The following is a 21,916-nucleotide window of genomic DNA, read 5'->3' as shown; positions in this document are numbered from 1 at the left end:
TTAGTTTGCAGTATTTTGTTCAGGTAAATATTCTAATACTAACCTTTGGTTAGGTTTTAAATACTTGTTGGCAACTTCTTTGATTTCTTCTCTTGTAATAGATCTGTAAACTTCTATTTCTTTGTTGATAAGAGATGTATCTCCATAAAGTGCATAATACTCAGCAAGAGATTCTGCAATACCTTCAATACTAGAATTGCTATTTACAAACTGATTTTCAAACTTGTTCTGTAGTTTTTGATAATCATTTTCAGAAATAAGGTCATTTCTCAATTTCTCAACTTCAGTTTCAATAGAAGTGTTAAGCGTGCTCAAGCTAGTTTCACCCACCGGAAGTGCAAAAACAATATACATACCGTAATCTTCTAAGGTTACCGGTATGGCACCGATTTGTAATGCCTGTTTTTCTTCATCTACCATTTTCTTGTAAAGTTTTGAAGATGGACCGTCAGATAAATAGGTAGAAATCATTTCTAGTACTTGGCTATCTCTATTTTTTAGGCCGGGAGTTCTATAAGCAATCATAGAAGCCGGTATTTGAATGTTAGAGTCGTAAGCCTTTGCATTAATTTCTGTTGTGATAGGATTTTCTTTTGGAAAGCTTCTTGTAATTTTTGCTCCCTTAGGGATATCCTTAAAATAATCTGAAATCAACTTTTTGGCATTTTCGGTTTCAAAATCTCCTGCAATAACCAAAACGGCATTGTTAGGAGAATAGAATTTTTTCTGGAAAGCTTTGAATTCATCTAGAGTAGCGGCATCTAAGTCTGCCATTTTTCCAATAACAGTTTCTTTATAAGGATGGCTTTGAAATAGATTCTTTTTAATGTTTTCTATGAATTTTCCGTAAGGAGAATTATCAACGCGAAGTCTTTTTTCTTCTTTGACTACTTCATTTTGCGTGTCAACACCTTTTTGGTTAATAACAGGGTGAAGCATTCTTTCAGATTCTAGCCAAAGACCTAATTCTAAATTGTTAGAAGGAAAAACTTCATAGTAGTAAGTTCTATCTTCATTGGTAGTGGCATTACCTGACCCACCGTTTGCGGATACTATCTTGTCCCATTCTCCCTTTTCAATATTTTCGGTACCCTCAAAAAGTAGGTGTTCAAAAAAGTGTGCAAATCCTGTTCTTTGTGGGTCTTCGTCTTTAGATCCTACGTGGTAAAATACAGAGATGGAAATAATAGGGGCGGTGTTGTCTTGATGTAGAATAACGTGTAAATCGTTTTCAAGGTTGTACTCTTCGTAGGCAACCTCTTGTGCGAGTCCGGTAAAACCATAAAGGAATATAGCCGAAACCAGTAGTAATTTCATTTTCATTTAAACTGTTTTAGGTTAGTGTCTAATGTTCTGTTTAGTTAGTATATGACTTTACAAAAATGTTACATAAAAAATAATTTTTTGTAAGAACAATCTTCAATATAAGTATTCTTTAACAGATAAAATTCAATTAATGGTTGTTTATTGTTTATCTTAAAAGTCTAAACAAAAATATACTCGTTATGAATAACTATGCTCTACCAATTAGATTTGGCGTCGCTGCCAGTGGTTCTTTGATTGCTTATTTTTTAATTTTGTCATTACTTGGGCTACATGTAAATGTATTTTATAGTCTTTTTAATGCAGTAATTACAGGCTTTGCCATTTATGAATCCATTAAGTATTACAAATTAAAAAAGGCGAATGATTTCACATATGCTGGCGGTTTTATGGCAGGTTTAATAACAGGTGGTGTAGCAACTTTAATATTTACGCTATTTTTTACATTATATTCCACCGAGCTTCAACCAGGTTTTTTAGAGGAACTATCTACAAAATGGGCAAGTACTTATCGTAGTTTTGAAGCTATTGTATTTTTAGTGGTTGCAGTAATGGGTTTTACGACAAGCTTAGTATTGACACTATCTTTTATGCAACTATTTAAGACTTCGAACACTAGAAGGATGAAGAGCGCGTAAAATTCGTAAAAAACACTTGTAAATTCACGATTAAGATCTATATTTGCACCCGCCTATGGAAAAAATCCATCAGGTTTAATCATTACATTTAACAATATGTACGCAATTGTAGAGATGGCAGGGCAGCAGTTTAAAGTTGCAAAAGACCAGAAAGTGTACGTTCACCGTTTACAGGTAGAAGAAGGTAAAAAAGTCACTTTTGACAATGTACTTCTTTTGGCTGATGGATCGAACGTTACTATCGGCGCCCCGGCTATAGACGGAGCCGCAGTAGAGGCTAAAGTCGTTAAACACCTAAGAGGTGACAAAGTAATCGTTTTTCATAAGAAAAGACGTAAAGGTTACAGAAAGAAAAATGGACATCGTCAGTCTCTTACAGAGATTGTAATCGAGTCAATTATTTCTAAAGGAGCTAAAAAAACTGAAACTAAAAAAGCTGAACCAAAGGCTAAAAAAGTTGAAGAAAAAGCAGCACCAGTTGCAGCTAAGCCAAAAGCTAAAAAAGCTACAGGTAAAGCTGATGACTTGAAAAAAGTTGAAGGTATCGGACCAAAAATCGCTGAGACCTTAAACAATGCAGGTATTTCTACTTTTGCTGAATTAGCAAAAACAGACGCAGCTAAAATTTCTGAAATTATTGCTGACGTTCGTGGAAATCACGTAACTGACACTTGGCCAAAGCAAGCACAATTAGCTGCTGATGGTAAATGGGACGAGTTACAAAAATGGCAAGACGAATTAGATGGTGGTGTAGCTAAATAAGCTAACCCATTAAGTATAATAAAATTTAAAACCTTAGACAATGGCACATAAGAAAGGTGTAGGTAGTTCGAAAAACGGTAGAGAATCAGAATCAAAACGATTAGGAGTTAAGATTTTTGGTGGTCAAGCTGCAATCGCTGGTAACATTATTGTTAGACAGAGAGGAACAAGACACAATCCTGGTGAAAATGTTTACGCAGGAAAAGACCATACTTTACACGCACGTGTAGATGGTTTAGTAAAGTTTACTAAAAAAGCTGGTGGAAAATCATTTGTTTCCATTGAGCCTTTTGAAGCATAAGCTTTAATATCTTATTTTAAAAAACCCTCTTCAGCAATGAAGAGGGTTTTTTTGTTAGCAATGGGTTAACTTAATGTAAATATCTATTAAAATTCAAGATATCTTAAAATAGCCTTAAAATTAAGGCAACACTATTTCAACTCGTTTCTAATTTCTTTGTGGCCGAATAACAACCACATAGAAAATGAAAAAACCAGTATTATTCTTCTTGCTCTTATTCTTGCCTTTTATTTTACTTGCCCAATCTGGTAACATTCAGGGCGTCGTTACCGATGAAAATGGATTGTATTTACCCGGGGCAAATGCTATTATCCCTTCATTGTCAAAAGGTTCAATTACAGACTTTGATGGGAAATTCACAATAGTAGATGTTCCAGAAGGCACCTATTCTATAAAAATATCTTACCTAGGATATGCAGATTTATCACAAGAAGTTACCGTAGTTGCTCACCAAACCGTTAGTATTAGGTTATCTGTAGAACAGAAAAGTGTGGAACTTGAAGGTGTTGAGGTATCTGCTTATGGGTTAAGTGGTCAGTCAAAAGCCTTGAATACCCAAAAGACCAATTTGAATATAACCAATGTAGTATCAACTGATCAAATAGGTAAATTTCCTGATGCAAATATTGGAGATGCGGTAAAAAGGATTCCTGGTATAACCATGCAAATGGATCAAGGTGAGGCAAGAAATGTAATTGTTAGAGGTTTATCACCTCAATTAAATTCCGTGACATTAAATGGTAGCAGAATACCCTCTGCTGAAGGCGATAACAGAAATGTTCAGATGGATTTGATACCTGCTGATATGATTCAATCTATAGAAGTAAGTAAAGCGGTTACACCAGATATGGATGCAGATGCATTGGGTGGTTCTGTAAACTTGATAACAAGAACATCTCCGCAAGGTTTTAGACTTTCTGCAACATTGGGGTCAGGTATTAATTTCATTACAGATAAACCCATTTTAAATGGCTCGGTTCTTTTAGGTGACCGCAGTAAAAATGATAAGTTTGGTTGGATGATTTCAGTCTCTGGTAATGATAACGATTTTGGCTCTGATAATGTAGAGGCAGAGTGGACAGATGAGTTCGAATATAATACTGGAATTGAAGATGGAGATGGAGAACCAATTTTAGAAGAAGTAGATGTTGATCCTTATGTAAATGTATATGAGCAACGAGAATATTTGGTACAGAGGATAAGACGTAGTTTTTCGGCAAATTTAGATTATAAATTCGACGCTAATAATACTGTGTTTCTAAAAACAATGTATAATTGGAGAGATGATCGTGAAAACAGATTTCGTTTAGAGCATGAGATTTTAGATGCAGAAGATATTGAAGAAAGCGATTTTATTATAACCGACGGTGTACCTACAAGATTCCCTGTAGAAGTCAAAAGACAATCTAAAGGTGGTATTGATAGTGGTAGAAATAAAAATCGCCGCTTGGAAGATCAACGAATGCAAAATTACAGCTTAGGGGGAAATCATCTTTGGGGTAATTTAAAAGTAGATTGGATGACTTCTTTTGCTAAAGCATCTGAAGAGCGTTTAAATGAGCGTTATGCAGAGTTTGAATCTGAATATAGTATTAATAATGATGTATTAAATTCTAGGTATCCAAGATATTCGGTAGTAAATACGGCAGATGCTGCTTTAGAAAATTTCGAGTATAGTGAGATTACTGAAGAAAATCAGTATACAGAAGAAGAAGATTTAAACGTATTTGTAAATTTCGAAATTCCAGCTGATATTTTTAGTCAAGGTGAAGGCAGCTTAAAATTTGGTGCAAGAGGTAGATTTAAATCCAAATTAAGGGATAATAATTTTTATGAATTTGATTTAGAAGATGATTTTCCAACCTTGGCGACAGTACCCGTAAAAGATTATAGTGACCCAGATTATTTGGCAGGGAGTCAATATCAAATAGGTTCATTTGCGAGTGAGGCTTGGCTAGGTGCTTTAGATTTGAATATTGCAGATGGCGAGTTAATTGTAGATGAGTTTGCGCCAAGCAACTTTAACGTAAATGAAGATGTGCTTGCTGGTTATATTATGCTAAATCAGAAGCTATCTGAAAAATTTAGTGTTTTGGTTGGGGTGAGATTAGAGAATACGAAGCTGGAATCTAAGGGTAATAGAGTTATTTATATAGAGGAAGATGAAGATGCTGGTATAGATGAGGCTGTGCTGGTAGAAGAAGTAATTGGTGAAAATTCATATACAAATGTGTTACCTGGTGTGCATTTAAAATATGATGTATCTACAAATACCATTTTAAGGTTTGCATGGACCAATACATTGGCAAGACCAAATTATCAAGATTTAATTCCAAGGGCAGAAGTAATTAATGAGGACAAAGAATTGGTTTTAGGAAATGCAGATTTGAACCCAACTACATCTATGAATTTTGACCTTATGGCAGAGCATTATTTTGAAAGTGTAGGTTTAATTTCTGGAGGTTTGTTCTACAAGAATATAGATGAATTCATTTATACATTTATATATGAGGCACCAGATGATAATTTAGGTGCAGGAACAGAAGGCTATGATGTTTTTCAACCATTAAATGGCGATAGCGCTACAATTTTTGGGATGGAATTTGCATTTCAGCGTCAGTTAGATTTTCTACCAGGTTTTGCTAGAAACTTTAGTCTTTATTTGAACTACACTTACTTATCATCTTCTGCCGATGGTATACGAAATGAAGATGGCGATGAGCGTAGCGATTTAGATTTACCAAATACGGCACCCAATATGTTTAATGGGTCTTTAGGTTATGCAGATAAAAATTTCAGTGCAAGATTATCGGCAAATTTTTCTGATAGTTATATTGATGAAATCGGCGGTAACGATTTTGAAGATAGGTACTACGATACTCAAATGTTTTTAGATTTTAATGCTACTTTTCAGATTAATAAAAATCTTAGTGTGTATGCAGATTTAAATAATATAACCAATCAGCCATTGCGTTATTTTCAAGGAGTTAAAGAGCGTACACAGCAAATCGAATTTTATGGACAGCGTTTTAGCTTAGGCTTAAAATACGACCTGTTTAAAAAATAATTCAGTACCCACGTTAAATATTAAAAATGAAAAATTTATCATATTTACTAGTGCTTACAATTGTAATGATTTCTTGCAGACAAAGTAGGTTACCAAAAATCACACCTGATGTTATCACAGAATTTACGTTGAACGATACCGATGATTCTGCTATTTGGGTTAACCCTAAAAATCCTGCTGAGAGTATTGTTTTTGGAACCGATAAAAAAACGAATGGTGCTATCTATGCTTTTGATTTGAACGGAAAAATTATTCAGGACAAAACTATTAGAGATATTCAACGCCCAAACAATGTCGATATTGAATATGGCTTTCAGTTGAATGATTCTATAGTAACCGATATTTTGGTTTTTACAGAGCGTGAGAAACAGCAAATAAGAATGTTTTCTGTGCCAGATATGAAGCCCTTAGATGGTGGTGGTTTTAAGGTGTTTGAAGATGAGGAATTAGAAGAGAATAGATTGCCAATGGGGGTAAGTTTATATAAGTCACCCAAGGATGCAACTGTATATGCTATTGTAGGTAGAAAAACTGGTCCTGCAGATGGTTATCTGTACCAGTATGCTCTTAATGCTGATAGTTTTGGTGTATCCTCCAAATATGTTAGAAAATTTGGCAAGTTTAGCGGAGTCAAAGAAATTGAGGCCATTGCTGTAGATGATGAAAATGGTTTTGTTTATTTCTCTGATGAAGGTGTCTGCATTAAAAAATACTATGCAGAACCTAGTATGGGGAATGAAGAGATATCTTGTTTTGGTGGTGAATATTTTGATGAAGATATAGAAGGTATTGCTATTGCATCTTACACAGATGGACATGGTTATTTAATTGTGTCTAACCAGCAGAAGGGCGAGTTCAATATTTTTGATAGGGAAACCAATGCCTATATTAATGCTGTGAATCTTTCTACCACCGAAACTGATGGTTGTGAGGCAGTAACTGTGCCGTTAAATGATACATTCAAAAATGGACTTTTCGTCGCAATGAACGACGAAAAGAACTTTTACTTTTATGACTTGAAGAGATTGGGGTTACAATAATTTTTCTCCAATCTCAAACCACGTATTCACACGTTCAAATCCTTCGGTATTTACATTGTGTGGCGATGTAAATTGTAGGCTTCTACCATCGAAATTTTCTAAGTTAAAACTTCTGTCGTCTATAAGTATATCTCCTTTAAGAATGTGTTTGTGACCGCAAAGAATTCTATTTTGCCAAGGTAAAAAAGGAAAGTGCTCATCTAGCCATTCGCTTTTTTCTTCTAAAGAGTTAGGGAATTGCATGGCGGCAGATGCGATATAGACTTCATGTTTGTCCGCAAGTTTAGATAATATTTCTTGACTGCCTGCAATAGGTTTTAAATTTCTGAAGAACCCTCTTCTTGTAGCGTGCTTACGAACACTTTCTTGGTGCGCTTCTGGAACAATGCGCCAAACGTCTGTACCTGAACATAAATCTTTGGTAAGCTCACCATTAAATTCTGCATTGTAAAGTTCAATATGGGCGCCGTAGGTATCTGCAATTACCTCATCCATGTCAACAAATAATATCATAAAAAATTTCTAATTTAATTAATAGAAAAGCAATAGTGTAAGACCAACTTTCCAATAAAGAATTAAAACTATGAATTTTGAAATAAAAAGTTGGACTGCTTAACAATCATTTAATGCCATGTGCGGGCATTAGCATCAATAGGGTTAATAATAAAATTTATAAGAGAAGCTTTGCTGTTGGTCTTCGGGTATTTTGCAGAACTAATTCTAAATAATCATATCATGAAAAAATCAATTATCTGTGTTGCAATGGCAAGTACATTATTATTCTCTAGTTGCTTAGGGTCTTTTAGTGCGTTCAATAATTTAAAAGACTGGAATCAAGGACTTTCAGAAAGTAAATTTGTAAACAATTTGGTATTTTGGGGCTTGAATATAATTCCAGTTTATGGTTTATTCTTTCTAGGGGATGCAGTTATCTTCAACGTAATAGAATTTTGGGGTGGGTCTAACCCAATTGCGATGGAAGAAGGGGAGTCAGAGACTCAAATGGTAGAAAGGGACGGTAACACTTTTGAAATGACCGCTACTAAGAATAGAATGCAGGTAACCGTAGTTGACGGACCTAAAAAAGGAAAGAAAATTGATTTAGTTTATAAGCCAAGTGAAAAGTCATGGAATGCTGTAAGGCCAAATGGGGAGATTATAAAATTGTCCTCTTTTGAAGAAGGTTTTTATATCGTTTATATGCCAAACGGAAAAGAGGTTAAAATTAATCCGTTAAGCTCTAAAGAAGAAGGTTTAGCTCAAATTAAAGAGCAAACAGATTGCTACTATTTAGATGGTATGTTAGCAGAAAATAACTAATCTGAAAAAAGTGTAAAACAAAAAAAAGTCCTGATGAAAATCAGGACTTTTTTAGTTTCTAAAATCAATGTTTTAGTATCTGTAGTATTCAGGCTTAAAAGGACCTTCAACCGTTACACCAATATAATCGGCTTGGTAATCCTTTAACTCTGTAAGTTCAGCTCCTAAACGAGATAAGTGAAGTTTTGCAACTTTCTCATCTAAATGTTTAGGTAACATGTAAACATCATTCTCGTAGTTAGCGCTATTTTTCCAAAGCTCTATTTGAGCTAGTGTCTGGTTTGTAAATGAGTTACTCATCACAAAACTAGGATGACCAGTAGCACAACCTAAGTTTACCAATCTACCTTCTGCCAAAATGATTAAATCTTTACCGTTAATAGTATATTTATCTACCTGTGGTTTAATTTCATCTTTAGTGCTACCATGGTTTTTGTTCAACCACGCCATGTCAATTTCATTGTCAAAATGACCAATGTTACAAACAATAGCTTTATCCTTTAGGGCTTCAAAATGTTCAGCTCTAATAATGTCTTTATTTCCGGTTGTAGTAATAACAATATCAGCTTTACCAATAACAGTTTCTAATTTCTTTACTTCAAATCCGTCCATGCAAGCTTGTAATGCACAAATTGGATCAATTTCAGTAACAGTAACTATAGAACCTGCACCTTTAAAAGAAGCTGCGGTACCTTTACCAACATCACCGTAACCAGCAACAACAACTTTTTTACCGGCAAGCATTGTATCTGTAGCTCTACGAATAGCATCAACAGCACTTTCACGACACCCGTATTTGTTATCAAATTTCGATTTAGTAACAGAATCGTTAACGTTTATAGCTGGCATAGGTAAAGTTCCTTTCTTTACACGCTCGTATAAACGGTGAACTCCCGTTGTAGTTTCTTCAGAAAGACCTTTAATTTCTCCTGCCATTTCTGGGTACTTATCCAATACCATATTGGTAAGGTCACCACCATCATCTAAGATCATGTTCAATGGTTTTCTGTCTTCACCGAAGAATAATGTCTGCTCAATACACCAGTCAAACTCCTCTTCGTTCATTCCTTTCCAAGCGTAAACAGGCACTCCTGTAGCGGCAATAGCTGCTGCAGCTTGATCTTGAGTAGAAAAAATATTACATGAACTCCAAGTAACATCTGCGCCAAGAGCGGTCAATGTTTCAATAAGTACAGCAGTTTGTATTGTCATATGAAGACAACCAGCAATACGAGCTCCCTTTAAAGGTTGCTCATTTTTATATTCTTCTCTTAGTGCCATTAAACCTGGCATTTCAGCTTCTGCTAATTCAATTTCTTTTCTTCCCCAATCAGCAAGGGATATATCCTTAACCTTATAAGGCACATACGGAATAGTTTTCGTGCTCATATCTTTATTATTTTATACTTTCGTTAATCTGTGTACAGCAATTTTTAATTCGTGCAAAGGTACGAATAACACTAAGAACCCCATGCCGCTTTACAAAACTATAACAGTAAATGAAGAAACCTCCTTAGCAATTTGGAAGGTTGAAGAGACAGAAGAAAACCTTTGGACAGGTATTGAGCTCACACCATATTGTCAAAATCGATTTGACGGAATGAAATCTGAGCTTCATCGTAAGGCGTTCTTGAGTATTAGGCACTTACTTGCCAAATATGATTATACAGATGCTGATTTAATCTATGATGAAAACGGGAAACCCCATTTAAAAGATGGCAAGTTTATATCCATTACACATTCTCATAATTTTACGGGTATCATCATTAGTTTTTCCGAACATGTAGGTGTCGATATAGAAATGCAGCGCGATAAAATTTTGCGTATAGCACATAAATTCACCCCTTTTGAGGAGTATAAAACGCTAGCGAATACAGCGGCAGTGGTTAGAAAGTTGACCATTGTATGGGGAGCAAAAGAATCGCTCTATAAAATTTATGGCCACAGGGGTGTTAGTTTTTTACACCATATTAATGTGCAAGACTTTAAGTTCGATGCTAATAGGACTACCGCTCAGATTATTTTTCAAGGAAATTTGTCCAATTATAAGATACGATTTTTAGAATTTGAAGAGTTTACCTGCGTTTATGCCACAAGAGATAAAGAATAGAAAAAATAATAGTTAGCGTATTTTATATGGATATATCAGTAGAATTGACATTTTCGCCATTGCAAGACGATTTTGAACAGCACATTATAAATTTCATAAAAAAACTGCGAGAATGTGGACTAACGGTACTCGAGAATCCATTGAGCACCCAGGTTTATGGTTCTTATGATGAAGTAATGAAAGTATTGAATACTGAAATTAAAACAGCATTTGAGTTGATGGATCGAGGGCTCTTATTCATGAAAATTGTTAAATCTGATAGAAGCGACTATGAGCCCCATTTTTGATTATCTCTTTGGTCAATATTCCGATTATGATACACTAGATATTATTCTTGAAATTGTAGCGGTCATTTTTGGATTACTTTCAGTATGGTTCTCTAAACAGAATAAGATTCTAGTGTACCCTACAGGGTTAATCAGTACCTCAATATTTGTTTACCTACTTTTAAAGTGGGGTTTATTGGGCGATATGATGATTAATGCCTACTATTTTATAATGAGTTTATATGGTTGGTATATATGGACAAGAAAAGTAGATGCAGAGCATTACACGCCAATTACAAGAGTAACCAAAAAGGAAAATATCACCTCGGTTATCATTTTTATAAGTACCATCATTTTTGTTTTTACCGTGTATCAAGTTTTTGATAAATGGAATAGTTGGACGGCTTATGTTGACACCATAACAACAGCTATATTTTTTGTGGGTATGTGGCTGATGGCCAAGAGGAAAGTAGAAAATTGGATATATTGGATTATTGGAGATTTAATATCGATCCCGTTATACTTTTATAAAGGATTTACGTTTACTAGTTTTCAGTATCTCATTTTTACAATATTGGCCTTTTACGGGTATAATGCATGGAAGAAAAATACAGACAAGAACCTTCAGATGTCTTAAAAGTGGTTCTTTTTGGTCCAGAATCTACAGGTAAGACAACCTTGTCAGAGCAATTGGCGAGGCATTATCATACAGTTTGGGTGCCAGAATATGCTAGGGACTATTTGCAGGATAAATGGAACAATGAGCGAAAAACTTGCGAACCGCACGATTTGTTGCCTATTGCAGCGGGGCAAATGCGAATGGAGAATAATTTGACAAAAAAAGCTACAGATATTCTTATTTGCGATACCGATCTCTTGGAGACCAAAGTATATTCAGAGGCATATTACATTGGTGATTGTGATCCAATATTAGAAAAGTATGCCTTGGAGAATACATATGATCTTTATTTGTTGACCTATATAGATATTCCTTGGGAAGCAGATGATTTAAGGGATAAGCCAGATGAAAGAGAGCAAATGTTTAATTATTTTAAGGACACTTTAGAAAAATACGGTAAAAATTTTATTACCTTGAAGGGGAACAAAAAAGAACGTTTACAAAAAGCCATTAACCATATAGATACCTTATTACATAAATGATTGAACTTACAGATAAAGATTTAAAACAATTAGAGAAAAAAGGAATTTCTAAAGAGCAAATGTTGGGTCATATCAACACGTTCAAAGAAGGTATTCCTTTTGTGCAATTAGAGAATGCCGCCGTAATAGGTAATGGTATTCTTAAATTTTCTGATGCAGAAGAGAAAGAACTCATTGCATTTTATGATTATAAACTCAAGGGACTGGATATTTTAAAATTTGTACCGGCTTCTGGTGCAGCTTCTAGAATGTTTAAAGCGTTATTTAGTTTTTTAGGGGCTTATAACCCTGCTGAAGAAACGTTAGATGCATATTTGTCAAGAACTAATGATACCGATATAAAAAAGTTCTCTGAAGGCTTGAAGCGTTTTCCGTTTTATCAAAAAGTGATGGATAGAATAGCTGTAAAATCCAATTCTCAAGGAGAAAAGGTATTTAGTTTCATTTCTGAGCTTTTAGGTGAGAATGCATTGAACTACGGTTTTTTTCCAAAGGGATTATTACCGTTTCATAAATATGAATCTTCTGCAGCTACACCTTTTGAAGAACATTTAAAAGAAGGTGCATTATATGCAGGTTCTAACGGTAAGGCAAATTTGCATTTTACGATTTCAGAACAGCATGAAGAAATGTTTGGAGAGGAGTTTAAAGCATCTGGACCAAAAGTTTCTGCCGATACAGGTATCACCTATAATGTAGATTACTCTTTTCAAAAACCTTCTACAGATACCTTGGCGGTAGACATGGATAATAATCCGTTTAGAAATGAAGATGGCTCTGTATTGTTTAGACCAGGTGGTCATGGTGCATTGATTCAGAATTTAAATGAACAAGACGCTGATGTTATTTTTATAAAGAATATTGATAACGTTGCCGTAATGAAAGATGCCAAGGCGGTTGCCGATAGTAAAAAGGTTTTGGCAGGTGTACTTCTAAAAGAGCAAGAAAAAGCATTTGAATATGCTGCATTACTGGATAAAGGTGATGTAGATGATGCGCAGATTGAAGAAGTTAGAAACTTTTTGGTTACAAATTTAAATGTTCGTTTCTCAGATGACTTTGATTCAAAATCGAATACTGATAAAATCGCGATTCTAAAAGATAGAGTCAATAGACCTATTCGTATTTGTGGTATGGTGAAAAATGAAGGTGAGCCAGGAGGTGGTCCTTTTTGGGTAACCAATGGTAAAGGTGAAGTTTCTTTACAAATCATAGAATCAGCACAAATAGATATGGATAATAGTCAACAAGCAGATCTTCTTAAGAATTCTACCCATTTTAATCCGGTAGATTTAGTTTGTGCTGTTCGTAATTACAAAGGTGAGAAATACAATCTATTAAAGTTTGTAGACGAAAAGCAAGGTTTTATTACTGGTAAGACTAAAGACGGTAAAGAATTAAAGGCTCTTGAGCTACCTGGCTTATGGAACGGTGCTATGGCATTTTGGAATACCATCTTTGTAGAAGTACCCTTAGTAACCTTCAATCCTGTAAAAAGTGTTGTGGATCTTTTAAAAGATTCGCATCAGGCTTAGATAATAAGATATAGTATAGTATAAAAAAGTGTGTAGTTTCTACACACTTTTTTTATTTACACACATTTTTACCCAAAGAATAAAACACCTAAGTAAACATAATTATCTGATTTTAAGTATTTTGTGTATTTTTTACGGATAGAATTTTTAATGGCACAGTTTTCCTAATATACTTTTCAAGAATGTTTAATTAAAAGTATAGAAATATGAAAAAATTAGTATTTGCCACAGCTTTAGCCATAGGTAGTTTAACAATAGGTACTGCCGCAACTCCAATTATATTTCATGATGGTATAATGGAAGATATCTTTTTACAAGATTATACAGAAGTAGCTGCTTCAGATTTACCAGCGCCAATTGTAAATGCATTAGCAACAGATTATGAAGGTGCAATGTTGAACAAAGCATATGTTGATGATGAAAATAATTATAAATTAGAAATTACCACACAAGATGGAGTTTCTAGTGTACTTTATGCAGATGCAGAAGGTAACTGGTTAGAAATGTAGATATTATAAGTTTGAGTTAGTTGATTGTCAAAAGCTGCCTAGGCAGCTTTTTTGCATTTATAAATTTAAAATTTAGTTAACTGATAATCCATATGTAAGATTACTCCGTAAGTATTTTAAGATTTAGAGTTATTAACGATTAAAATTATTAGCATGAAAAATTACGCATTATTAGTATTCTTGACTTTTGGAATCATGTTTAACGCAGCAGCAAAAACTAGTTCAGATATAATTGAAACAGCAATTGTAGTTAAAACGGCCGATGAATTCGTAAAAATTAAATCGAGCGAATTAACACCACCGGTGATTGAAGAAATATTAAAGCAATACCCAACATCTAAACTTGGCGGAGCTTTTAAAAATGATAAAGGAGAATTTAAATTAATAATGGTGCTTAAAAGCGGTACAAGAAAGACCGTATATATAGACCAGCACGGTAATTGGATCAATAAGAGATAGTCTTTTTACAAGGCTGAAATAAAAAAAAACTGCTAAATGCGGTTTTTTTTTATTTAAAATGTGACCTATCAGAAAATGTTGTGTCTAAATAAGTGAAGCAAGTTATGAAACAATGGTCACATTAGTATTTATTTTAGTCTTAAGCACAGTTTTGATTTTTTCATTAGGTGTTATATCAAAATTATGTTTGGAGAAATAAATAATTAAAATATCACTTTCGCGTAAACACTAACCGTTAACTATGAAGGTGCCACCAGATAATTGTATTTGAAATAATCCCCCGGATTAGCATTGCCAATTTTAGTTGTTGTTGAATTGATTGAGGTGTTGATTTAAAATTTTAAGACAAGAGTTTGATAGGTGGTTTGAGGGGGGCTGCAATTTGCAGCTCCTTTTTTTTGTCTTCAATTATGTTCTAAGGTTATTCTTTAGTGATAACTTTATTGAGTAAAAATTACACAGTAGTAGAAAGTGGGTACAACTTTACTCAGCTAATTAAAAGATTATACAAACGTAAGTAACTGATAATCAAATACTGTTTCATAATTTCTTTTTATGGCACTCTTTTTTCTTTGTTAATAGTATTGATATGTATTATTAACTTAAATAAAGAAAATATGAGAATTTTATTTTTATTAGGAGCAATGACATTAGGAGGTTTTGCAATGAATGCACAAGAGGCAATTGTTTCAGCAAATGGAATACAGCATAACCAGGTAAATGAGATTTCAATAGCAATAGAAGATTTTGAAGAGATTTCGGTTGCAGAAGTACCACAAGCAGTAACAGATGCGGTATCAAAGAATTTTCCAACGGCAAATTTAGATAAGGCATACACAAATGAAAAGAAGCAATATAAGCTAGTATTATCTCTTGAAGATGGCACACAAGGTACAGTGTATGCAGATGAAGAAGGTAATTGGATAGATATGTAATTATAGAGAAACTTGTTTGTTCAAGTTGGTTTGGTCAGGAAAGGATAGCTAAATGCTATTCTTTCCTTTTTTTTATGTTTTTTTTAAATGAATGTATAAAAGCTTTATGATAATTTTAAAATACAAGTAGTCGGCTTGTGGTATTTTTACGTAGATACTAAGAACACCAAACTGTCTATGACTAAAATTTTAATTATTGAAGATGATACTTCATTTGCCCAAATGCTGCAAAAATTTTTGGCAAGAAATAGTTATGATGTGGTATTAAGTCATACGGGGTTAGATGGCGAAAAACAATTAAAAGAACACGATTTTCAATTAGTAATTACAGATTTGCGATTACCTGATTATGACGGTATTAAATTGGTGTCTAATCTAAAAGGTGAAATTCCGGTAATTGTAATGACAGGTTATGCAGAAGTTTCTACAGCTGTAAAGGCGATGAAAATGGGAGCTTACGATTATATTTCTAAACCTTTTACTCCTGATCAGATGTTATTGGTTATTGATGGTGCGTTAAATTCAAAACCAGTAGTTTCAAGAGAACCTGTTTATTCAAAAGAAAAAGTAGAAGGTGCTAAAGAAGCAACTACGTCGCAAGAATTAATTTTGACTAGCGAGGCAACCCAAAAATTAGAAGAGCATATTGTTTTGGTAGCACCAACAGATATGTCGGTTTTGATTATTGGAGAAAGCGGTACAGGTAAAGAAGTTACTGCAAAAGCCATTCACCAAAAAAGTACGAGAAACGAAAAACCGTATATAGCACTAGATTGTGGAGCAATCCCTAAAGAATTGGCAGCAAGTGAATTTTTTGGGCATATAAAAGGAAGTTTCACCGGTGCTGTCGCCGATAAAGTTGGTAGTTTTGAAGCTGCCAACGGTGGTACTTTATTTTTAGATGAGGTAGGTAATCTTTCTTACGAGAATCAAATACAGTTGTTAAGAGCGTTACAAGAGCGCAAAATAAAAAGAATAGGTAGTAATAGCGAAATACAGGTCGATGTAAGAATTTTATCGGCTACAAATGAAGATTTAAAGGCTGCAGTTGAAAAAGGTACTTTTCGAGAAGATTTGTATCATCGATTGAATGAGTTTTCATTGCAAATCCCAGCTTTAAAAAACAGACACGGAGATTTATCAGTATTAGCTTCTCACTTTTTAAGCAAGTTCAATGAAAAGTTGAACAAACAAATTGTTGATTTTTCTGCTGAGGTTTGGGACATTTTCAATGCCTATCATTGGCCCGGTAATATTCGAGAATTACAGAATGTAATTCAGCGCGCAGTACTGTTATCGACTACAGATAAAGTTGAAGCAAAGGTTTTACCGTCAGAGTTGATGAGTCCGGTTTTAGAAACTGTAGAATTAGGGAGTCTTTCAAAAGCGGATTTTGAAAAAGAACAAATTGTAAATGCCTTAAAACGTACTAATTACAACAAATCTAAAGCAGCAAAATTATTACAGGTAACTAGAAAAACACTGTATAACAGAATCAATTATTACGATTTGGATTTGTAGATGTTTCTTCTGAAAGCATTTCAATTAGGCTTTCAATCTCTCTTTGTAAATAGATATGTTTCGCCTTTAATTGATCATTAGTTAAGGTATCTATATTCAAAACTTCAAAAATTTCCAGAATAGGAATTACATTTTTAACTTCTAATTGTCGAAACATAGGCAGCATTTTATGAGCTACTTTGTTTATTTGTGTAATATCAGAAGCAGCTACCGCTGTGCTGAGTAAAAGAGCATTTTCTTCAGTGTCTTTTTTGAAAATGAGTACTACTTCATCTATAGCATCATAGTCATCTCCCAAAAACATTTTTAAGGAATTTAAGCTATATAGTTGCTGAGAATCGGTGTTTATGCGAGTTTCTTCGGTAGGGATAATTTCATCCGCATTATTTAACAGGACATGTAGCTTTTGTAGTAGGTCTGTTTTAGAAAATGGCTTACGAATAAGACTAGAGAAACCTTTTTCAGTAAAATGTTCTAAAGTTAAATCGCGTCGGCCGGTCATTGCCAAAATAGGTTGGTTGTTAAAATTTTTAAATTCACCAGCTTTCAGCTGAGCAACTATTTCATAACCCGTAACCGTAGGCATTTCAATATCTGTCAAAACCACATCAAAATCGAAATTTTCATTAGGTTTATATTCGTTGAAGTCAGAAAATAGTCGAGCTTCAATTCCTTCAGACTTTAGCATTTCGCCAATAAGCTTTAAAAAAGAGGTGTCATCATCAAATACAACCATTTTCAGATTTTTAAAACCAGTAGATAGCTTTGAAACTTCTTGTAATTCTTCTCCAAACGCAACGGGTATTTTAAGTATGAAAATACTTCCTTTGGATAGTTCACTTTCTAGTGAGATAGACCCGCCAAGTAATTCTGTGAGCTTTTTGGTGATGGTAAGTCCTAGTCCGTAGCCACCATATTTTTTATCAGTATCATTTTCTGCCTGTGTAAATTCTTTGAATATCAGTTCTTGTTTTTCTTTTGAAATCCCAATACCGGTATCTGTTATTTTAAAACTTAGAATGTTAGATTTAGAAGATTTTATAATAGACACTGCCAATGTAATGGTCCCCTTTTCTGTAAATTTATAAGCGTTGCCTAATAAGTTTGAAATGATCTGACGTAAACGAAAAGCATCCGATATAATAGGATGTTTTAACGAATCATCCAAATTCAAAATTAACTCAATATGCTTGTCTTGGTATTGAGATGATATATTTTTGGCGCTTTCTTCAATCAATTTATCCACCCTAAAAGTAGAATTTTTAGAAACCATTTTACCTGCTTCTAGCTGAGAGAAATCTAACAAATCATTCACAAGATTATTTACATAGACGGTAGCAGATTTAATATGGCTAATATGTTCTTTGTTATTCTTTTGGTTGTCACTTTCTTCAATAATATTGGCGTAACCACTTATGGTATTTAGGGGTGTTCGTAAATCGTGACTAACAGTAGCTATTAATTGTTCTCTACTTTTTAAAAGAGATTCTGAAAAAGCCTTTTCTTTTTCGAGTTTTTCACGGTATACGTTTGCTTTCCAAAAATCACGATTTAAAATAAAAGTAAAAATAGCCACCACTAAAAAGCCAAGTATGGCAGCGATAACAGCAAGTCGAATACTCCGTTTTAATAAAGTTTCTTTTTTAATAGAAGTAGCTATACTGTTCATAATAATCTCTTGTTCAAAAGATGAAAGTATAGATCGTAATTGCTGAGAGAGTTCAATGTCAGTTCTATTAATCGTCGATTCGCGTACGGTCAAAGATTTTTCTTTTAAGGTATTTTCTTGCTGCACATCTTTTAATAGGTTTTTAGAAACCTGAACCACACTGTCCATAGTTTGTGCATTCTGTTGCTGATTATTCTCTGTTGGTACATTAGCATTTAGATAGTCTGCCATTTTTTTAATAGCATCTTGGGCTTTGGGTGAAAGCTCATCAAGATTTGGTGCTAAATCTTTAGGTTTAATGATTCCTAAAGATTCTTCAAGTTTATCAAACTCCTTTAAGGCAGAATTAATCGCTGTACCCGTTTGGTCATTCAATCTTATGGAGCGCATAGCATTAATATTCGTCACTTTCTTGCTTAAAAGTGAGCTAAGACTATCTAAAAGTCCGTGTTGATAATCACTTTCCGTAAGCGTTTTTAACTCTTCAATATTGATGTAGATGGAGTCTATTTTATTTTCGTAAGCCGTAAAATTAATTTTGCTTTTTGTTTGTAATGCAAGTTTAGACAAACTTTCGGCTTCATATAATTGCGCAAGAAAAGAATTGGTTTTAAGTAGCTTACTGTCTTTTTCATCGGTCGTTTCTGTGGCAATATATTCTTGAACCTCAGTATAAATGTAATATGAAGCTATAACCCCTAGTATAATTAGCAATAGGTAGCTAATGGTGATTTTAAGGGTGAATGTATTTTTTTGTGCTTTCATGTATAGTATTGGTACGCTTGGTATACGTACGTTAAAACGCAGATGTTAAGTTGTAAAATGATGTTAATTAAACACATTGTTATTTTTTTAAATTTCTTTATGAGAGATGAATTATGTGCATTACATTTGCGGCATCTCAAAGGGGTGCCTAGTTCTAGTTTTAGAACAAAGCTGAGATTATACCCAACGAACCTGGGCAGGTAATGCTGCCAAGGGACAATTCAAAAGTTTATTTTAAATTTTTGAAGTAAGATGTAATGTGATTATTTTTTTCACATGAAGTCTTTTGGAAATCGAGCGTAGTTGCTCAAAAATCAATTTTAACTTTAGAATAATAGCCCCTTTTATTCGTATTTATTTTACGAATGAAACTATCTATTTTCACAATTGCGGCGTCTTTGGCGCTAAGTATGGGTGTCTGTGCCCAAGAACAGGAAACCGACTCTTTAGAGGGTAAAAAAGTAGTGCTAGACGAAGTGTTCGTTTCGGCAATTAGGGTAACCAAGCAATCTCCGGTTACATTTTCAAATCTTACAAAAGAAGATATCAAGCCACGAAATTTAGGTCAAGATATTCCTGTTTTGATGAATTTTTTACCATCAGTGGTAACTACAACAGATGCAGGTGCGGGTGTTGGTTACACAGGAATTCGAGTAAGAGGAAGTGATGCTACACGTGTAAATGTAACCATTAACGGCATACCTTACAACGATGCCGAATCTCAAGGTACATTTTGGGTAAACATGCCAGATTTTGCTTCTTCAACAGAGAGTTTACAATTGCAACGTGGTGTTGGTACATCAACAAACGGTGCGGGTGCATTTGGGGCAAGTTTAAATGTATTGACCGACGGATTCTCGCAAGATGCATACGGACAAATATCAACTTCTATTGGAAGCTATAGTACCTTAAGAAATAACCTAAAATTTAGCACAGGACTTTTAAATGATCATGTTGAAATTTCAGGTAGATTGTCTAAAATAAAATCTGACGGATATATTGATAGAGCACGCTCAGACTTAGATTCTTATTTTCTGCAAGGGGCTTATAAAGATGACAATACATTGATAAAAGCAATAATATTCGGTGGTCATGAAGTTACCTATCAAGCATGGTACGGTATAGATGCCCAGACTTTAAAAGATGATAGAACTTTTAATCCTTCAGGTATTTATACAGATTTAGATGGTAATACTCAATTTCATAATAACGAGGTAGATAATTATAAGCAAGACCATGCCCAGCTATTATGGAATGAACAAATTTCAGATTTCTGGAGTACCAATATTGCATTGCATTACACAAGAGGTAGAGGTTTCTTTGAGCAATATAAAGAGGCGGATGATTTTTCTACCTATGGTTTTGAACCTATAATAGTTGATGGCAGTGAAGTAAATACCACAGACCTTATTAGAAGACGTTGGCTAGATAATGATTTTTATGGTACCGTTTTTTCTGTTAATTATAAGAAAGACAAACTGGATTTAATTATTGGCGGTGGGTTAAATAAATACGAAGGTGATCATTTTGGTGAAGTTATTTGGGCTAGATATGCAAGTAACAGTAGTTATAGAGATCGCTACTATGATGATAGTTCATCTAAGACAGATTTTAACCTGTACACAAAAGCAAATTATCAATTAACAGATCAGTGGTCGTTATATGGAGATTTACAATATAGAACGGTAGGTTACAAAGCAAATGGTGATGAAACAGGTTTGGTCGATGATACGTTTAATTTTTTCAACCCAAAAGCAGGTGTAACATTCGATTTAAATGCGAATAACAATTTCTACTTGTCGTATGCGGTAGCTAATAGAGAGCCAAATAGAAATGATTACGAAAGTGGAAATCCTAAGCCAGAAAAATTAAATGATTTTGAATTAGGATGGAGATACGTATCTGCCAATGTACAGGTAAATACAAACCTTTACTACATGAAATATAAAGATCAGTTAGTGGTAACAGGAGAGTTGAATGATGTAGGTGCACCACTAAGAGAGAATGTTGGTGATAGCTATAGGTTCGGCTTAGAAATAGATGCAAATATTAAGTTGGGAGATAAATTTAGTGTAAGACCTAACATAGCCATCAGTGATAATAAGAACAAAGATTTTTTTATTGACAGAGATGATGAGTTGCAAGGTTTAGGAGATACGAATATTGCATTTTCACCAGGTTTGGTAGCGGGTAATATTATTAGTTATATGCCGTGCGATGCAATGAGTCTTTCGTTGTACTCTAAATTTGTTGGCGAGCAATATTTAAGTAATACAGATACGGAAGCTTCTAAATTAGATGCTTATTTCACGAACGATTTCAACATTACTTATGAAATTAAAATGAATAACGTTGTGAAGTCGATTGTATTTTCTGGTTTGGTAAATAATATCTTAAACGAGAAATATGTGTCTAATGGTTATACGTATTTAGATAGTTGGTCTACGCCAGGTAATACTTTTGAAGTTCAAGGCTATTATCCACAAGCTGGTACTAACTTTTTATTGGGAGCAACGGTAAATTTTTAAGAATAGA

Annotated in this window: 20 protein-coding genes; 16 read left to right on the top strand and 4 right to left on the bottom strand. The window is 34.1% G+C overall.

The features are described from left to right. On the bottom strand, positions 1–1,323 hold the full coding sequence (locus BUC31_RS02215) for a M16 family metallopeptidase (protein ID WP_073240846.1): 1,323 nt from the start codon (positions 1,321–1,323) through the stop codon (positions 1–3). A 182-nt stretch (positions 1,324–1,505) separates the two neighbouring features. Here BUC31_RS02215 and BUC31_RS02210 point away from each other — a divergent pair, with 182 nt between their 5' ends. From BUC31_RS02210 to BUC31_RS02190, 5 genes are all read left to right on the top strand, one after another. Beyond that, complete coding sequence (locus BUC31_RS02210) at positions 1,506–1,961, top strand: DUF4199 domain-containing protein (RefSeq protein ID WP_073240844.1); 456 nt, start codon at positions 1,506–1,508, stop codon at positions 1,959–1,961. 96 nt (positions 1,962–2,057) lie between these two features. Then, entirely contained in the window at positions 2,058–2,723 is a 666-nt protein-coding gene (gene rplU / locus BUC31_RS02205) for a 50S ribosomal protein L21 (protein WP_073240842.1), read from the top strand. A 40-nt stretch (positions 2,724–2,763) separates the two neighbouring features. Beyond that, positions 2,764–3,024, top strand: a complete 261-nt coding sequence (gene rpmA, locus BUC31_RS02200; RefSeq protein WP_073240841.1) for a 50S ribosomal protein L27 — start codon at positions 2,764–2,766, stop codon at positions 3,022–3,024. Positions 3,025–3,208: 184 nt separating this feature from the next. Then, the gene (locus BUC31_RS02195; protein ID WP_073240839.1) at positions 3,209–6,091 is read left to right on the top strand and encodes a TonB-dependent receptor; all 2,883 of its coding nucleotides are present in this window, start codon (positions 3,209–3,211) and stop codon (positions 6,089–6,091) included. A 26-nt stretch (positions 6,092–6,117) separates the two neighbouring features. Then, positions 6,118–7,131 (top strand): phytase, encoded by a 1,014-nt coding sequence (locus BUC31_RS02190; RefSeq protein WP_073240837.1) that lies wholly within the window; start codon positions 6,118–6,120, stop codon positions 7,129–7,131. Here the strand turns inward: BUC31_RS02190 and BUC31_RS02185 are convergent. Further along, a complete protein-coding gene (locus tag BUC31_RS02185) occupies positions 7,123–7,644 on the bottom strand; it encodes a 5' nucleotidase, NT5C type (protein ID WP_073240835.1) in 522 nt (173 codons plus the stop codon). The genes BUC31_RS02190 and BUC31_RS02185 overlap by 9 nt on opposite strands. Before the next feature lie 222 nt (positions 7,645–7,866). On the opposite strand from BUC31_RS02185, the gene BUC31_RS02180 reads away from it, so the two are divergent. Next, positions 7,867–8,451: a DUF3332 domain-containing protein gene (locus BUC31_RS02180; RefSeq protein WP_073240833.1), complete on the top strand. Its 585-nt coding sequence runs from the start codon at positions 7,867–7,869 to the stop codon at positions 8,449–8,451. A 72-nt stretch (positions 8,452–8,523) separates the two neighbouring features. Here the strand turns inward: BUC31_RS02180 and ahcY are convergent, their stop codons facing one another. Next, the gene (gene ahcY, locus BUC31_RS02175; RefSeq protein WP_073240831.1) at positions 8,524–9,840 is read right to left on the bottom strand and encodes an adenosylhomocysteinase; all 1,317 of its coding nucleotides are present in this window, start codon (positions 9,838–9,840) and stop codon (positions 8,524–8,526) included. An 82-nt stretch (positions 9,841–9,922) separates the two neighbouring features. Here ahcY and BUC31_RS02170 point away from each other — a divergent pair, with 82 nt between their 5' ends. The 9 genes from BUC31_RS02170 (at position 9,923) to BUC31_RS02130 (ending at position 16,947) form a co-directional block, all read left to right on the top strand. After that, entirely contained in the window at positions 9,923–10,561 is a 639-nt protein-coding gene (locus tag BUC31_RS02170) for a 4'-phosphopantetheinyl transferase family protein (RefSeq protein WP_073240829.1), read from the top strand. 26 nt (positions 10,562–10,587) lie between these two features. Then, positions 10,588–10,848: a thiamine-binding protein gene (locus tag BUC31_RS02165; protein ID WP_073240827.1), complete on the top strand. Its 261-nt coding sequence runs from the start codon at positions 10,588–10,590 to the stop codon at positions 10,846–10,848. Beyond that, on the top strand, positions 10,832–11,464 hold the full coding sequence (pnuC, locus tag BUC31_RS02160) for a nicotinamide riboside transporter PnuC (protein ID WP_073240826.1): 633 nt from the start codon (positions 10,832–10,834) through the stop codon (positions 11,462–11,464). The genes BUC31_RS02165 and pnuC overlap by 17 nt, the downstream gene beginning before the upstream one ends. Further along, the gene (locus BUC31_RS02155; protein ID WP_073240824.1) at positions 11,425–11,988 is read left to right on the top strand and encodes an AAA family ATPase; all 564 of its coding nucleotides are present in this window, start codon (positions 11,425–11,427) and stop codon (positions 11,986–11,988) included. The genes pnuC and BUC31_RS02155 overlap by 40 nt, the downstream gene beginning before the upstream one ends. Beyond that, the gene (locus BUC31_RS02150) at positions 11,985–13,523 is read left to right on the top strand and encodes a DUF4301 family protein (protein ID WP_073240822.1); all 1,539 of its coding nucleotides are present in this window, start codon (positions 11,985–11,987) and stop codon (positions 13,521–13,523) included. The genes BUC31_RS02155 and BUC31_RS02150 overlap by 4 nt, the downstream gene beginning before the upstream one ends. Before the next feature lie 206 nt (positions 13,524–13,729). Next, complete coding sequence (locus BUC31_RS02145; protein WP_073240820.1) at positions 13,730–14,032, top strand: hypothetical protein; 303 nt, start codon at positions 13,730–13,732, stop codon at positions 14,030–14,032. 153 nt (positions 14,033–14,185) lie between these two features. Next, positions 14,186–14,491, top strand: coding sequence for a hypothetical protein (locus BUC31_RS02140; protein WP_073240818.1), 306 nt, complete (start codon positions 14,186–14,188; stop codon positions 14,489–14,491). A gap of 617 nt (positions 14,492–15,108) precedes the next feature. Beyond that, entirely contained in the window at positions 15,109–15,426 is a 318-nt protein-coding gene (locus BUC31_RS02135; protein ID WP_073240816.1) for a hypothetical protein, read from the top strand. Between the two features lie 177 nt (positions 15,427–15,603). Further along, complete coding sequence (locus BUC31_RS02130; RefSeq protein WP_073240814.1) at positions 15,604–16,947, top strand: sigma-54-dependent transcriptional regulator; 1,344 nt, start codon at positions 15,604–15,606, stop codon at positions 16,945–16,947. On the opposite strand, the gene BUC31_RS02125 is transcribed toward BUC31_RS02130, so the two are convergent. Beyond that, positions 16,922–19,381 carry a hybrid sensor histidine kinase/response regulator gene (locus BUC31_RS02125; protein ID WP_073240812.1) on the bottom strand — a complete coding sequence of 820 codons (2,460 nt, stop codon included), beginning with the start codon at positions 19,379–19,381 and terminating at the stop codon, positions 16,922–16,924. The genes BUC31_RS02130 and BUC31_RS02125 overlap by 26 nt on opposite strands. A 365-nt stretch (positions 19,382–19,746) precedes the next feature. Here BUC31_RS02125 and BUC31_RS02120 point away from each other — a divergent pair, with 365 nt between their 5' ends. Further along, positions 19,747–21,909 (top strand): TonB-dependent receptor, encoded by a 2,163-nt coding sequence (locus BUC31_RS02120; RefSeq protein ID WP_073240810.1) that lies wholly within the window; start codon positions 19,747–19,749, stop codon positions 21,907–21,909. Positions 21,910–21,916 lie beyond the last annotated feature (7 nt).

The sequence above is a fragment of the Maribacter aquivivus genome (assembly GCF_900142175.1).
Taxonomy (GTDB): Bacteria; Bacteroidota; Bacteroidia; order Flavobacteriales; family Flavobacteriaceae; genus Maribacter; species Maribacter aquivivus.
The sequence above is the reverse complement of the archived record's forward strand: the minus strand, read 5'-3'. Positions and strand labels throughout refer to the sequence as shown.